The 14,348-nt window shown below is 60.0% G+C and carries 12 protein-coding genes and 1 tRNA gene; 5 read left to right on the top strand and 8 right to left on the bottom strand.

All coding sequences use genetic code 11. The features are described 5' to 3' along the window. Positions 1-71: 71 nt before the first annotated feature. Positions 72-147: transfer RNA gene (locus ACR1XU_RS19065), tRNA-Trp, on the bottom strand. A gap of 143 nt (positions 148-290) precedes the next feature. Between ACR1XU_RS19065 and ACR1XU_RS19060 the strand changes: the two genes are divergently transcribed. From ACR1XU_RS19060 to ACR1XU_RS19050, 3 genes are all read left to right on the top strand, one after another. Then, positions 291-989, top strand: coding sequence for a lysophospholipid acyltransferase family protein (locus ACR1XU_RS19060; protein WP_480909578.1), 699 nt, complete (start codon positions 291-293; stop codon positions 987-989). A 318-nt stretch (positions 990-1,307) separates the two neighbouring features. After that, a complete protein-coding gene (locus tag ACR1XU_RS19055; RefSeq protein ID WP_480909580.1) occupies positions 1,308-2,423 on the top strand; it encodes a hypothetical protein in 1,116 nt (371 codons plus the stop codon). Continuing rightward, on the top strand, positions 2,420-3,217 hold the full coding sequence (locus ACR1XU_RS19050) for a hypothetical protein (RefSeq protein ID WP_321249054.1): 798 nt from the start codon (positions 2,420-2,422) through the stop codon (positions 3,215-3,217). Before ACR1XU_RS19055 ends, ACR1XU_RS19050 begins: the two co-directional genes overlap by 4 nt. A gap of 27 nt (positions 3,218-3,244) precedes the next feature. On the opposite strand, the gene ACR1XU_RS19045 is transcribed toward ACR1XU_RS19050, so the two are convergent. From ACR1XU_RS19045 to ACR1XU_RS19025, 5 genes are all read right to left on the bottom strand, one after another. After that, entirely contained in the window at positions 3,245-3,490 is a 246-nt protein-coding gene (locus tag ACR1XU_RS19045; RefSeq protein ID WP_170682168.1) for a MoaD/ThiS family protein, read from the bottom strand. Next, on the bottom strand, positions 3,483-5,738 hold the full coding sequence (locus tag ACR1XU_RS19040; RefSeq protein ID WP_170824708.1) for a xanthine dehydrogenase family protein molybdopterin-binding subunit: 2,256 nt from the start codon (positions 5,736-5,738) through the stop codon (positions 3,483-3,485). Before ACR1XU_RS19040 ends, ACR1XU_RS19045 begins: the two co-directional genes overlap by 8 nt. After that, positions 5,738-6,217, bottom strand: coding sequence for a (2Fe-2S)-binding protein (locus ACR1XU_RS19035; protein ID WP_170615926.1), 480 nt, complete (start codon positions 6,215-6,217; stop codon positions 5,738-5,740). The genes ACR1XU_RS19040 and ACR1XU_RS19035 overlap by 1 nt, the downstream gene beginning before the upstream one ends. Next, positions 6,214-7,080 (bottom strand): FAD binding domain-containing protein, encoded by an 867-nt coding sequence (locus tag ACR1XU_RS19030; RefSeq protein WP_170806909.1) that lies wholly within the window; start codon positions 7,078-7,080, stop codon positions 6,214-6,216. The genes ACR1XU_RS19035 and ACR1XU_RS19030 overlap by 4 nt, the downstream gene beginning before the upstream one ends. A 128-nt stretch (positions 7,081-7,208) precedes the next feature. After that, the gene (locus ACR1XU_RS19025; RefSeq protein WP_480907684.1) at positions 7,209-10,421 is read right to left on the bottom strand and encodes a reductive dehalogenase; all 3,213 of its coding nucleotides are present in this window, start codon (positions 10,419-10,421) and stop codon (positions 7,209-7,211) included. Positions 10,422-10,495: 74 nt separating this feature from the next. Between ACR1XU_RS19025 and ACR1XU_RS19020 the strand changes: the two genes are divergently transcribed. Then, the gene (locus ACR1XU_RS19020; RefSeq protein ID WP_480523715.1) at positions 10,496-11,398 is read left to right on the top strand and encodes a LysR family transcriptional regulator; all 903 of its coding nucleotides are present in this window, start codon (positions 10,496-10,498) and stop codon (positions 11,396-11,398) included. On the opposite strand, the gene ACR1XU_RS19015 is transcribed toward ACR1XU_RS19020, so the two are convergent. Continuing rightward, positions 11,389-12,240, bottom strand: coding sequence for a LysR substrate-binding domain-containing protein (locus ACR1XU_RS19015; RefSeq protein WP_480907682.1), 852 nt, complete (start codon positions 12,238-12,240; stop codon positions 11,389-11,391). The two genes, ACR1XU_RS19020 and ACR1XU_RS19015, sit on opposite strands and share 10 nt — an antisense overlap. A 105-nt stretch (positions 12,241-12,345) precedes the next feature. On the opposite strand from ACR1XU_RS19015, the gene ACR1XU_RS19010 reads away from it, so the two are divergent. Further along, positions 12,346-13,047 carry an SDR family oxidoreductase gene (locus tag ACR1XU_RS19010; protein WP_480907680.1) on the top strand — a complete coding sequence of 234 codons (702 nt, stop codon included), beginning with the start codon at positions 12,346-12,348 and terminating at the stop codon, positions 13,045-13,047. Between the two features lie 2 nt (positions 13,048-13,049). Here the strand turns inward: ACR1XU_RS19010 and ACR1XU_RS19005 are convergent, their stop codons facing one another. Further along, complete coding sequence (locus tag ACR1XU_RS19005) at positions 13,050-14,321, bottom strand: NAD(P)/FAD-dependent oxidoreductase (protein ID WP_480907678.1); 1,272 nt, start codon at positions 14,319-14,321, stop codon at positions 13,050-13,052. Positions 14,322-14,348 lie beyond the last annotated feature (27 nt).

Below are 14,348 nucleotides of genomic sequence, written 5' to 3'. Positions count from 1 at the left end.
TGCCCGTGAAACTGAACCGGCACACGGAAGGGTATCCCCAACCTGGGCTTCGTCGACAACATGCAAGGAAATGGCAGGGGCAGCAGGGTTCGAACCCGCGACCTACGGTTTTGGAGACCGTCGCTCTACCAACTGAGCTATACCCCTGTGGTGCGACCCAGATATGCCAGCCGCGCGGCGGACTCAAGAGGCTTTTTGCGATTCATCGTCAGATCACCCCGGGGACAAACAAGTTGCACAGAACGCGCAGTTCTTTAAGACAAGGTCTGGTCAGCAAAAGGATACAATACGTGAGCCTCCGCAAGAAAATCGCAGACAGCGAAGCCGTTCTCAACTGGGCGGCGCGGCGGATCGCCAGCTACATCCGGATGGTTCATCGCAATACGAGCTGGCAGCGCCTCGGGTTTGAGGAAATGGACAAACTGGTGGAACAGGGTGAGCCGGTGATCGTTGTGATGTGGCACCAGCGGCTGACGCTATCGCCCTACCTCTTTCCATTGGACAAGGGACGGGTTTGTACCATCACGTCGGCCGCGCGCGCCGGCAGCATGGTGGGCCGGGTGCAAAAGCTCTTCGGATTGGACTCGATCGCCATGACCAGCCGGAAACGCCACGTCGCCTTGTCGCGCGAGGTGCTGGGGATGATCAAGCAGGGCATTTCGATTGGCATAGCCGCCGATGGTCCGCGTGGGCCCGAACGGGTGTTGTCGACCGTGCCGCTGGTTTGGGCGCGCACCTCGGGCAAGCGGGTGTTTGGCATTACCTTTTCTACCCGCCACGGGCGCGAGGCCGGAACGTGGGACCGCATGCTGCTGCCCCGCCCCTGGCGCAATCAGGGCGTTTTCCTGTGCCGGGAATGGACCGAAACCGTTCCCCGCAAAGCCAGTGAAGAACAGATCGAAACGCTCAGGCAAAGCCTCGAGCACCACATGAACGATCTCACTGCTGAAGCGGACCGGATGGTCGGGCGTGAACCCTGGCAGAGTTAACAAACCAAGCATCAAATCCAGCCAAAACAACCGGACTGCAACTGCTTCAAACAAGGTGTAGTTGATTTGTCTTCTTGCAACAGTCATTTCGAACGGCATGTTTCGCCGTTACGCATTCTCGCGGCGGTTGAAATTTTCAATTAACGTCGGTGCCGAATCACGAGATACGACGCCATGACCGATTCAAAACAAAAGCAAGATTTTTCGGAACGAATACAACGCATTCAGCAGAAACACGGCACCCCTCCGCCACCGCAAGTCCAAACAGAAGCTCCATCCAGTGAACCGGCGCCGAAGGGTCATAATCTCCGCAACGCGATGATCTGGGCCAATTTGGCGGCCATGGCCGGAATTGGCGGGTTTTACGCCCTGATGATGTTCGACGAGTGGAAACTGTCGCAAGCAGCAGCCCCGGACAACCAGTCGGCCTCACAGCCACAACCCAAGCCTGTGCAGGACGTTCGCCAGATCACCGATCAAGGCTGGAGCATTCCCAGCCCGGGTCTGGCAACTGCGGACCGGGAACAATTGACCGTGTTGGATGTGGCGACGGGCTTTGATCCGGCAGGGCAGGACGCGCCGCCCAACGTGCTGATCCCTTTTGCCGTCAATTCCGAATGCACCTTCAAAAGACCGCAGCCGAATGATGTTGTCTATAACGTGCGCATGGAGACCGGCACGCTGCCGACAACGACCCATGTGTTCTCGAACCGGGCCATCGCGAATGCGCTGATCGACCATATCGAAGGTGTGCAGGTTTCGAAAAAACACTTTCAGACCGGATCCCGGGCGCAGGGACGGATGTTCGCCGTGGACGTGTTTGTCACGGACACGTCGGCACCCGTCTATCTGGTGCTGCAAAGCTTCCGCCAGAACGTGATCTGGAACCTGCAACTGGCCAGGGGAGTCACCCTGTCGCATGTCGCGATGATCGGCGAGAACTCGGGTCTTGTGGCGCCTGAACAGGACGTGCCGTTCGAGGCAATCAGGATCAGCGACTTTGTAACGAACTTTGAATTTGGCGCGAATGATGCCCCGGGGCCTTGCATGGTTGCACCATGGCGAAGGCCACAGGCGCATTGGCCCACGCAGACCAAGGCGGATAACGGAAATGATCTGTACACGAACCAAATTTACAGCTTCAACACCGGCTATCGCGCGTTTGACGCATGGTACCGGCAGGTCATGGGTGTGCCTGCGGACACCAATGTAACAGCCCCCCACAGTGCGGCCCATGTCCTGGTGGGCGACCTGCCGGACCAGCCAATCGAATATCGCAGCATGGCAGGACGTGATGTCTATGTCTCGGAAAACGACTTTACGCTGATCGGAGATGACACGTTTGAGGACACGCATATCATGCTGCTGACCGCCGCGGTCGGTGGTGACCTTGCGCTGCTTGATCCCGCGCCGCAGGAGGTTTCCCGGCAATGAAACTGATAGGTACGGCCCTGACTCTGTCGATCCTCGCCCTACTTGCGGTTTGGTATCTGCCGACGATGTACTGGGGCTATCAAATCAGCCGCGCGGTTTCACAGGCGCAGTCCGGCGACGACGCGGCGTTTGAAACCGTGGGTGAACTTGCCGAAGGCCCACCACTTGTTGCCTGGCTGCGCAACAACAAGAAGCTGAACGCAGCATTCAACCCCACGGACCTGACCACAGGCCGCTATGTGTCATACAAGCTGGAAATGCCGTTTGAGGCTTTGCTGAAGCCTGGAGAAACCCTGCCAGAGCCGGATTTTCAGGAACTTTATGCCCATGCACGCGCGCCGCAAACTCTGGCGGGATACTGTTTCGAAGTACTGGGCAACCTGGGAACAAAATGTGATGTTTCCAAATCCAACGCCACGCTTTCACGGGATGGAACCGTCAGGATCATCGGAAACCTGCAATATGTCCCGGATTACGAAACCGGCGATCCGTCAGTCGTCAAGAACGGCGAACTCATCTCGGCCCGGGTGCGGCTGATTGGTGGCCGCGATCTTCACAACACTCTGGGCAACCGCGCAGAGGTGTTCGAAAAGGTACGCAAAATCTGTACTGAAATCCGCACCTTGCTGGGAAACTGCATTATTTCTTCGATCAGTTTCGAAATCACCCCACGGGACGGCGTTCAAATTCTGCGGGCCTCGGCCCGTTTCGACGCCTTCGCCGACAGCACGCAATATCGACGCGACTCTCTGCAATCCGCCGTGGATCAAATAGCCGAAGGTCTAGTGAACTGATCGTTGCCCCTTCCGGGTCAACCTCGCTTAGCCGCCACGCAGGCGTTGCATCAGGTAAATCTCGCTGCCTTCCGGGATCGGTTCGGTCAGTCCCGAGGCGATGACGCGGCCGTCGATGGCGATCGACACACCGGCATCAATCGGTGCCTGCAATTGCGGATGCGCGCGAACAAGTTCGCGCAGCAGCTCGCCGGTGGTTGTGGCCTGCACCTCGACCACCTGCTGGCCCCCGGTCAGAGACCGGAGGCCGGACCAGAGGTGGACTTCAACCATTGTCCTTGAGCGCCGCCAGAATGCGGGGCGGCGACATTGGCAGTCGCTTCATCCGCACGCCCGCCGCATTGGAGACAGCGTTGGCGATGGCCGCGAGCGGCGGCACGATGCCGGTCTCGCCCACGCCGCGCACACCGAATGGGTGGCCGGGGTTGGGCACTTCGACAATCACCGTGTCGATCATCGGCAGATCACTGGCCACAGGAATGCGATAGTCGAGGAAAATCGAGTTCTGCAGCCTGCCATCTTCGCCGTAGATATACTCCTCGTTCAGCGCCCAGCCGATGCCTTGGGCGGCACCGCCCTGATACTGACCTTCCACGTAAGTCGGGTGGATCGCCTTACCGGCATCCTGAATGACCGTATAGCGGGTGATCGCGGTTTTGCCGGTTTCCGGATCGACCTCGGCATCAACGATGTGGGTACCGAATGACACACCCGCCCCTTCCGGAGTGGCTTCGAAATGCCCCGAGATCGGACCACCGGTCGCACCCATATCTGCGGTGATATCGGCCAGCGGCATTGGATCGAAATCGCCTGCGTTCGGACCCGAAGGCACGGCACAGCCGTTTTCCCATTTCACCGCATCGACCGGGATACCCCATTTGGCCGCCGCGCGTTCACACAGACGTTCCACAGCGTTTCTGGCTGCCTTGATGGTCGCCAGTCCGCTGGCATAGGTCACGCGCGAGCCGTGGCTTACGTCATTGTAGCCCAGCGTCGCCGTATCCGCGACGGTGACACGAATGTTCTCGTATGGGATACCCAGCACTTCGGCCGCCATCAGGGCCATCGACGCACGCGAGCCACCGATGTCAGGTGTGCCGACCATAACCTGGGCCGAGCCGTCCTCGGACAGCGCAAGCGAGACGCTGGTTTCACCACCGTGATTGAACCAGAACCCGCACGAAATGCCGCGCCCCTGCCCCGGTTTCAGCGGTGCCGAATAGTGGGGATGGGCCTTGGCCGCCTCAAGTGTTTCGACCAGACCGATACGTTCGTAAGTCGGGCCATAACTGGCTTTGGTGCCTTCGTGCGCCGCGTTCTTCAGACGCACGTCCACCGGATCCAGCCCCAGCTTTTTGCACAGCTCATCCAGCACGGATTCCACCGCAAAGGCCCCCATGGGCGCGCCGGGCGCGCGATAAGCGGCTTGTTTCGGACGGTTGGCCAGAACGTCATAGCCGACCTGACGAACATTGGTCAGGTTGTAGGGCGCAAAAGCGCACATGGCGGTCATATCCCCGGGCGCTCCCGGAAAGGCACCGCCCTGCAGTCGGAAGATACCTTCGGCCGCCGTGATCGTGCCGTCTTTCTTCATGCCGATTTTGATATCCATCGACGCGGACGAGGTCGGGCCGGTAGCTCGGAACACCTCAGAGCGGCTCATTACGATCTTAACAGGCCGGTTGGCCTTGCGGCTCAGCGCCAATGCAACCGGTTCGATGAACACGGTGGTCTTGCCACCAAAGCCACCACCGATTTCCGAGGCGGTCACCCGCAGCTGCGCCGTTTCAATGCCTAGCAGCGTGGCGCAGTATTTCTGCGCGTACCAATGGCCTTGCGTGCAGCACCACAGCTCACCCTTGCCGTCACTGCCCAGAGATCCAAGGCAGGCGTGCGGTTCGATATAGCCCTGATGCGTTGCCTCGGTCACAAAACTGTCTTCCAGGATCAGATCCGCCTCGGCAAACCCGGCCTCGACGTCGCCATGGCCGCTTTCGTGATAACGCACGACGTTGGGGTGCATCCCTTCGGGCACAGAATAGTCCGCAGCCCCTTCGCGGATTACCGGCGCATCAGGGGTCATCGCCTTGTCCACATCCGTGACGTGGGGCAGCACTTCGTACTCGACCTCGATCAGCTTGAGCGCATCGCGCGCAGCCAAAGCCGACGTGGCCGCAACCGCCGCAACAGCGTGACCGTCATAGAGGGCCTTTTCACCCGCCATGACATTTTCCAGCACGCTCCAGAATTCGCCTTCCAAACCGGGCTTGAAGGGCACATCCGCGAAATCGGCCCGGGTCACAACGGCTTTGACGTCCTTCAGCGCCTCGGCCTTCGATGCGTCGATCTTCACGATCCGCGCGTGCGCATGAGGGGAACGCAGGATCGCACCATGCAGCATACCGGGCGCATAAGCATCGGCGCCAAACCGGGCCCGGCCCGTCACCTTGTCCAGACCATCCGGCCGGTCAGGACGGGTACCCACGAAATTGAATTCGGATTTCCGATCGTCGAGTGCCATTACGAAGCCTCCCGCATCTCAGCTGCCGTATCCATCACGGCACGAATGATCTTGTCATATCCCGTGCAGCGGCACAGGTTGCCCGCCAGCCAGTACCGGGTCTCCTCCTCGGTCGGGTTCGGGTTCTTTTCCAGCAGGGACTTCGCCGCAACCAGAATACCCGGCGTGCAGATGCCACATTGCAGGGCGGCGTATTCGATGAATTTCTTCTGCAGCGGGTGCAGAACATCGCCATCCGCGATACCTTCGACGGTTTCGATCTGCTTTCCTTCCGCCTCGACACCCAGCATCAGGCACGAGCATACCAGACGGCCGTCAACCGTAACTGAACACGCGCCGCAATCGCCGGTGCCGCAGCCTTCTTTGGCGCCGGTCAGGTTCAGCTTGTCACGCAGGCAGTCCAGCAGGGTTTCGCGGGGATCACACAGGTATTCAACCGCGTCACCGTTCACGGTGGTGGATACGTGTAACTTGCTCATGCTTGCTCTCCCTTCGCGCGGGCATAGGCGATTTTCGCGGCGCGCTTTGCCAGAACACCCGAAACTTCGGTGCGGAATTCGATTGTGCCGCGTTTGTCGTTGATCGGATTACAGGCGGCGGATGCAGCCGCAGCCAGTGCATCAAGCGCGGCGTCGTCCAGAGTGGTGCCGATGATGGCCTTGGCGCAGTCTTCGACCAGCAGAACGGTCGGGGCCACCGCACCCAGCGAAACACGCGCCTCGGTGATCTTATCACCATCCAGGCGCAGGTTCACGCCGACGCCGACGACGGCGATGTCCATCTCGGTACGTGGAATGAAGCGCAGATATGCGTCTCCACCGTTGTCTCCCCGCGCCGGAATGTGCACTGCGGAAATCAGCTCGCCCTTGGTCAGCGAGGTCTTTCCGGGGCCGACAGGAATATCTTCGACCGCGACCTCCCGCGTGCCGCCAGGACCGGTCACGGTCACCGTGACACCGGCCGCTACCATGGCCGGCACGGAATCAGCCGCAGGCGAGCCATTGCACAGGTTGCCCGTCAAAGTCGCGCGTCCCTGTACCTGGGTCGAGCCAATCAGATCCATTGCCTCGACCACGCCGGGCCAGTCGCGGCCAAGTTCGGGGTGCTCGCTCATTTCGGCACCGGTGGCGGCGACGCCAAGGGTCCAGCTGCCATCGGCGTTACGGGTGATGTCCCGCACCCCGTTGATTTTTTTCACGTCGATCAGTGTATCGGGGGTCACCAGTTCCGAACGCAATTGCACCAGTACGTCGGTGCCGCCTGCAAGAAACCGGGTCGTTCCCGTTGCATTCGCTGCCAGCGCCGAAGCTTCTTCGAAACTGTTGGGGCTGTGATAGTCCATTTGTTTACCTCGCACCTGTGGATCAGGATTAACTGGGGTTTGAACGGGACGTTAGTGCAGCAACCAGGTGGCGTCCATGGCCGGAACGACCAAAATTTAGGTTTCCCAAAGTCGTTTTTGAACAATTGTCAGAGGTCAATCTCGATCACGCCATCCGCATTCGCGGCGCGGCTTTGGCATAAAATGATAGCTCCTTCGCGCTGCCGGTTCGACAACACAAAATCACGATGCTCAATTTCGCCCGAGATAACCCCGCATTTGCAGACCCCGCAAATGCCGTCGGCGCATTTCACATCCACATGAATTCCCGCCTCATTCAGAACCTGCGCGGCATCCTTGTCCGATGGGACGGTCAGCTCCCTGCCTGACTTTGCTAGCTTCAGAATGAACGGATGGTTTTCGTATTCGGGTTGCTCGGGAACCGAGAAATACTCCAGATGCCGGGCGTCTTCGGGAAAACCCTGTCGTTCTGCCGCTTGTATCACGCCGTCCATATATCGATCCGGACCGCAGGTATAAACGTGCCATCCTTCCTGATAATCAGACAGGATGACATCCAGATCGGCCCGGGTGTTTTCGTCTGAAAAATGGTAGTGCACATGATCGCCCCAGGGCGCTGCGGCAAGGTCCTGCAGGTAACCAGCGTCCGCCCGCGTACTGGCGGAATAGTGCAGCTCGAAGTCTCTGCCCAGCGCGTGAAGCCTGTGCGCAAAGGCAATCATCGGGGTGATGCCGATACCGCCGCCCATCAGGAACGTCTTGCTGGCAGTCTCATCCAGTTCAAAGTGATTGATGGGTTTTGAAATGAATACCTTGCGCCCCTTGCCGAAGATACGGTGCAACAGCGCCGAACCGCCGCGCCCTTCATCTTCGCGCAGGACGCCGATCTGATACGTAGTCCGGTCAGCAGGATCGCCCGACATGGAATACTGACGCAGAAATTCCGGGGCGACCAATACATCCAGATGTGCGCCGGCAGTCCAGTCCGGCAACGGCGCACCATCCATGGCCGAAAATTCGTATTTCGTGACATCCGAAGTCATCTTGTCGACCCTGGTCAGTTCAACCCGCATCACCGGTGCGTCTCCGGCGATCTGATAGCGGTGAACCACGCTCATATCCCCGGCAGCTTTGCGTGCCTTGTACTCGTCTGCCGAAACCAGAGCGTCATAGGCGGCGATCCCGGCCTCGCGGTCCATCGCGAACGGATAGGGCCATGGGTGCGGGGCCAGGTAAGCCGGGTAGACGGCCAGCGTCTGATCCTCGTATTTCAGGTCCAGATCCTTTTGCAGGTCACGCCGGTTCAGGGGATGGGTCGAAGGGCGATAGGCCCCGTCCGCCTGCAACTCGATATCCCACCACCATTTCTTGGTGTCGTTCAAACCGCCATTTCCGACCGCGTCGTCCAATCGCGCCAAAACGGGTGCGGCGGATGGGATGTTCATCGCTGCCCAGCGGAAAGGGCGTTCGCTGAACAGGCCTTCAAGGTTCCAAGGGCAGGTTTTCATGCACCGCCCGCACATGGACCCGCCCGGTGTCGTGATCCGATAGGTGGCGCATTTCTGGCTGTCGGATTTCCAGATTTCATATCCGTTGAACATCAGTTTCGGTCCGGCAGTGATCGCCCCCGAGGGGCACTCGCGCGCGCATTTGTTGCACGACTCGCAAAAGCTTTGCAGGCCAAAGTCGATGGGCTTGTCGTGGCTCATCGGCATATCTGTCGTTACCACGCCCGATTTCAGACGCGGCCCCAGATAGGGGTTCAGGATCACCTCGCCAATGCGGCTGACTTCGCCCAACCCGGACAGCAACAGCAGTGGTGGCTGCAGCACTTCGCCATCCATGACCGTATGCGCCTTGGCCTTGTAGCCCAGATTGCGGATTTGCTGGGCAATCACCCCGCCCAGTAAGGAAAATCTCAGATATGCTCGCATGGACTGGGCGACGCTGATCCAATCGTCACCGCTGGCGCCTTCCATCGTCTCATATCCCTGATCAATGATCATGCTGACGGCCTGATCATGGGGCGGATCGATGGATTCGCCGGTTGCGTCATGGGAATACCAGGCCCATTCGGGGCACCGGCTGAGACCAACCGCATCGACCCCCAGAAAGTAGGACGCCGCCTTGATGTTCGCCGCGTTCTGCTGCGCATCTGTTTGCTTGCGCCCGTCGGCGCCGTCGCCATCCTGCAGCAGAACGAAGGCACCCAGCGCGCGCCTTTGTGCGAAGCTGGGCGCGGATTTCCGGACGTAGTGCCCGCCTTTGGCCGCGTCCTGCAGGGGCTTGCCCATATCTCCGAATTGCGCGCGGGCAAACATGTCCGCCCGTTTCGGCACACGGGCCACGTTTTCCTCGTCAATGTATGTGGTTGGATCGTCGACACGCGTCAGCTTTTCGAACGGATGCGCGCCATCCACATAGCGGCGCTTGGCATAGGGGTCACGGTTCAACGCACCTTTGGCAAAACCTGCACCCAGCCACCACGCGGGGCCCCGAGTTTTGAACCACGGCTGCTGCGCCATGGGCTTCAGGGGCCTGTCATGGGCGATCTCCATCTCGGTGGTGATTGCAGCCAACCCGAACCGTTTGCCAAGCCAGGGGGCGACAAGCACGCCGTCCTCGGCCGTGACCAGCCCCGCGGCAACGGCCAACCTGTTCAGATCCACCTCGGACGACATGACCGTATGCGCCCGCGCATCAAACCCGAGCAATCGGATATAGTTGGCAATCACCACCGCGTTTTCGGTCGCCAAAAGGCAGGCACGATGGTCCTGTGCATCCCTGATCCACTCTGTCCCCGGCTCATCCGCGTCCGGGTCGCGATGATGTTCGTACAGGAAAACAATCGCGTGTCGGTGGGCGCCAATCGAGCCGGACTCCGCCTCCATGCTTTCCTTCAGATCCGCCATGATCACATCGATGCCCGAGGCCAGCGTCTTGGTCTGGCGTGTTCTCAGGGCGTGGGCCAGCCGGTCGATGTCGCGATTTCTCCGGGGTTCGGGCAACAGCGCCTCAGCCGGCAGCGGTCCGCATCCGATCATCGAGGCATCATTGAAATAACCAAACGCCTTCAGATGATTGGCGCGCTCCGACGGGCTGTCCGGGATTCCAGCCATCGCGGGGTTCACGAACCCGTCACGGATAGCATCCATCATGGCCTGAAATTCGCCCATCGCGTTTACGATGCTTTCAGGCTGGTCGGGGCGGTGAAAGCTGAGCTCTTTCATCGGCGGCACAAGCGACAGATCCGGAAGGTTGTCCTGCCGAGCCAACCGCTCCATTGGGTACGCCCCCATGTGAACGGGTCGGTTCTTGTCCGAGAAAAAGCGTATTCCCATTTCGCGCCTCCTGATCTGAAAGCTGCCTATCCTGCCGTGGACAGCAAATCCATTCATGAATAATCATAGATTGTATGAGCAAAACTGATTTTACTGATTTGGATGGCAAGGTGCTGCGCATCTTCCTGACGATACTCGAGGAAAGCTCGGTCTCGAAGGCGGCCGACCGGCTTGGCGTTACGCAATCTGCAATCAGTCATACACTGGCGAAGCTGAGACTGGTGTTGAACGATCCGCTGTTCATTCGTTCAGGTCAGGGCCTGACCCCGACCGAGCGCGCCTTGTCCCTGAAAGAGCCGGTTCAGACGCTGCTCGACGATATGCGGGCCCTGACCCACGAGCGCCCATTCGATCCCTTGTCCGAAGAAATGGCGTTCGGGATCGCCACCAACGACATGCCGCGCGAGCTGATCTTTCCCGAACTGCTGCGCGCCAGCCGCGCGGACGGCATTCGCGTTGAACTTGGTTTTATTCCGTCAGGTGTTCCCGACCCCGACCTGCTGCGCGGTGACAGGTGCCAACTGATGCTGACGCCGCTGCCGCCGGACGGGCCGGACATCATTCAGAAGCTGTTGATCACCAGCCCGCTGATGATTTTCTATGACGGCGCGATGCGAACGCCCCCGGACAGCTGGTCCAGCTATTGTCAGGCGGAACATGTCGAAGTGCGGTTTGCCGATGGACGCAGTTCGCGCGCGGTGATGCGCGGCGTGGATCAGTCGCAGATCAGGCCACCCACCGTGGCCCTGCCGCATTTCAACGCTATTCCATCTTTCGTGAAAGGCAGCGATCTGATTTCGACCGACACGGCGCTGATGAAACAGGGGCCGTTGTCTTCGCTTGATTGCGCGCCGCTTCCGTTCAACTGCGACCCGGTTTCGATCTACATGGTCTGGCACCAACGATCGACCAACGACCCCGCGCATCGGTGGCTGCGAAACCGGATCGAAGCGGTTGCCGCAAGGCTTCAGGTCTGAGACAACAGCCAGTCGCGAACCAACCCGACCAGTTCTGGCTGTCGTGGATTGGCAGGTGCCACGACGTGAAACCCCAGATCCCCGATCAGAACATCCGGCAGGGGTTGCACCAGACGACCGGATTCAAGTTCCCTCTCTACCAGCGGTGCGTTTGCCAGCGCGATCCCCTGCCCCGACATCGCCGCATCGATGGCAAGGCTGGTCTGGCTGAAACTCATCATCCGGGGTTTGCCGGTTACTCCGACACGCTCAAGAAAAAGCGGCCAGAGTCCGTGCGTATCGTTCAGCAGGACCTGGCCCAGAAGATCACGCGCAGCCCGCACATTCCCTGCCAGGTCCGGACTGCAAACGGCAACGAACTCGGTCGAAAACAGGGGTGTTACGATCAGCCCGGGCCCGAAAGGTGCGCGACCCTGCCTGACGGCGATGTCCACATTGTCGGTCCGGAAATCTGCCAGCCGCTCGCGGGCGTCTACCTGAACCGAGATGTCGGGGTGCAGGTCCGTGAATGTGTTCAGGCGCGGGACCAGCCATTTCGACGCGAAACTGGGTGTAACCGAAATGGTGATCTGCCTTGTGCCGGCCAGGTCATCGACGGCCTCTTCGATAAGCTGGAAGGCCCGTTGCAGCGGTGCGTGAAACCGCCGCCCCGCTTCAGTAAGGCGCAACCCGCGTGGCATGCGGTCGAACAGTTTTTCCGCCAACCGCGCCTCCAACCCGCGCACCTGCTGCGCGACCGCGCCTTGTGTAACGCCCAGTTCATCAGCGGCGCGTCGAAAGTTCAGGTGTCGTGCCGAAGCTTCAAAAGCCCGCAATGCATTCAATGGAGGTAGAGCGGCCATCGCAATAACCAGTAGATTTTCTACTGTTTTATGGCAGAAGAACTGATTGGTCAAACCCGGCCGCAACCTCCACATTCAATCCAGACATTCAATCGGAGAGAAGAAATGGCAAAAGTGGCTCTGATCACGGCAGGCGGCAGCGGCATGGGGGCAGATGCGGCCCGTCGGCTGGCGGCGGATGGCTTCAAGGTCGGCATCCTGTCCTCATCCGGCAAGGGCGAGGCGCTGGCGGATGAGTTGGGCGGCGTCGGCGTTACCGGATCGAACCAGTCCAATGACGATCTGCAAAGGCTGGTTGATACGTCCATGGCACAATGGGGCCGCATTGACGTGCTGGTCAATTCCGCCGGACACGGACCGCGCGCGCCTGTTCTGGAACTGACGGACGAGGACTGGCACACCGGAATGGACGTCTATTTCATGAATGCCGTCCGCCCGACACGGCTGGTCACACCAATCATGCAGGCGCAGGGCGGTGGATCGATCATCAACATCTCGACCTTCGCCGCATTCGAACCGGATCCGGTGTTTCCGACCTCTGGCGTGTTTCGGGCTGGTCTGGCGGCCTTTACAAAACTGTTCTCGGACAAATACGCAGCAGACAACATCCGCATGAACAACGTCCTGCCCGGCTTTATCGACAGCCTGCCCGAGAAAGAGGAATTCCGGGCGCGCATACCGATGGGAAGGTACGGTCGCAGCTATGATGAGATCGCGTCCGTCGTTGCCCTGCTGGCATCCGAAGGAGGCGGGTACATCACGGGTCAGAACATTCGCGTCGACGGTGGCATCACGCGATCCGTCTGACCTCAGAACCGTGCCTTCACCAGATGCGTCAATGCCGCGCCTGTTTCAAAAAAGGCGCGGCGCAATCCTGTCCAGCCTTCACGATGCGCATCCACGGGCTGTACTGGCAGCACTGACGGATCATCCACCAGAAGGCTTTCGGCCATGAGACGCCCAAACACGGTTCCCGGCCCGATGCCGCGCCCGGAAAAGCCGTGCGCGGACAAGGCGCGCGGTCCAAGCCGAGTGATTTTCGGGATGTGATCCGATGTCATTGCAATTCGCCCATGCCAGCCATCTGTCAGCGGCTGGTCCGCCAGTTGCGGATAAAGCTCGGCCATCTTGCGGCGTACCCACCCGGAATGAGCCCACCGCCCGGCGTGGCCCAGATCCCCCATTGCGCCGATGACAAAGCGCCCATCGGCATCCATTCTGAAGGATGTCATGATCAGTCCGGTGTCCCAGCACCCTTCGCCACCCGCAAGGATGCTGTCGCGCACATCATTCGGCAAAGGCTGCGTTGCGTATTGGAAATAGTAGACCGGCACATAGGCAGGTGCGGTTTCCTGCAGGTCGCAGTGATAGGCGTTTGTCGCCTGAATGAGCGCCTTGGCCCGAACAACTCCGCCTTCCGTGATCAGTGACCAGCCGCCCTCGTTCTGTGTCACCGAACGCACGGGGCTGTTCGTGAACACCCGCGCCCCGGCCGCGATTGCGGCCCGGGCAAGCCCCTGAACATAAGACAGCGGCTGGATGGTTCCCGCCCGGGGATCAAAAAGCGCACCGTGAAACGCGGAACTGCCGGTACGTCCACTGGTATCCTCGGCAGTCAACAGCTCGACCGGCGCGCCGGATGCGCGGAGCTGCGCATGGCGTTTCGCAATGTCCTGATTGCCTGCCGGGGAATGTGCGCAATGCAATGTCCCGTTCCTGACCGGCGCACAGTCAATTCCGTGTTGCCCGATCAGGCGAAAGACTTCGTCCGGAGCCCCGGCCAACAGGTCAATCAACCGGTCGCCTTCGGCCTTACCGAGATGCGCGCGGATGTCGTCCGGAGGCAGCCATAGGCCCGCATTGGCCAGCCCCACATTGCGCCCCGATCCGCCGTGCCCGATCTCCTGCGCCTCGAGCAGACAGACCGATGCGCCTGCTTTGGCGGCCGTCAGGGCAGCGGAACAGCCGGTGTACCCCCCGCCGATTATCGCCAGATCCACGGTCAGATCGGCAGTCAGCCGGGTGCTGTCCACATGCTCGCGGCTGGTATTCAGCCACAATGGTTTTTCATGATCACTCAAGTCGACGCCCTCGGATTCGCACCAGTC

The organism is Ruegeria sp. D1(2025) (assembly GCF_056536425.1).
The sequence above is the reverse complement of the archived record's forward strand: the minus strand, read 5'-3'. Positions and strand labels throughout refer to the sequence as shown.

Excerpts from the sequence above, each read along its gene's own strand:
- ACR1XU_RS19055 (WP_480909580.1), top strand. The coding sequence starts at position 1,308 with ATGATCTGGGCCAATTTGGCGGCCATGGCCGGAATTGGCGGGTTTTAC.
- ACR1XU_RS19050 (WP_321249054.1), top strand. The coding sequence starts at position 2,420 with ATGAAACTGATAGGTACGGCCCTGACTCTGTCGATCCTCGCCCTACTT.
- ACR1XU_RS19045 (WP_170682168.1), bottom strand. The coding sequence starts at position 3,490 with ATGGTTGAAGTCCACCTCTGGTCCGGCCTCCGGTCTCTGACCGGGGGC.
- ACR1XU_RS19040 (WP_170824708.1), bottom strand. The coding sequence starts at position 5,738 with ATGGCACTCGACGATCGGAAATCCGAATTCAATTTCGTGGGTACCCGT.
- ACR1XU_RS19035 (WP_170615926.1), bottom strand. The coding sequence starts at position 6,217 with ATGAGCAAGTTACACGTATCCACCACCGTGAACGGTGACGCGGTTGAA.
- ACR1XU_RS19030 (WP_170806909.1), bottom strand. The coding sequence starts at position 7,080 with ATGGACTATCACAGCCCCAACAGTTTCGAAGAAGCTTCGGCGCTGGCA.
- ACR1XU_RS19025 (WP_480907684.1), bottom strand. The coding sequence starts at position 10,421 with ATGGGAATACGCTTTTTCTCGGACAAGAACCGACCCGTTCACATGGGG.
- ACR1XU_RS19020 (WP_480523715.1), top strand. The coding sequence starts at position 10,496 with ATGAGCAAAACTGATTTTACTGATTTGGATGGCAAGGTGCTGCGCATC.
- ACR1XU_RS19015 (WP_480907682.1), bottom strand. The coding sequence starts at position 12,240 with ATGGCCGCTCTACCTCCATTGAATGCATTGCGGGCTTTTGAAGCTTCG.
- ACR1XU_RS19010 (WP_480907680.1), top strand. The coding sequence starts at position 12,346 with ATGGCAAAAGTGGCTCTGATCACGGCAGGCGGCAGCGGCATGGGGGCA.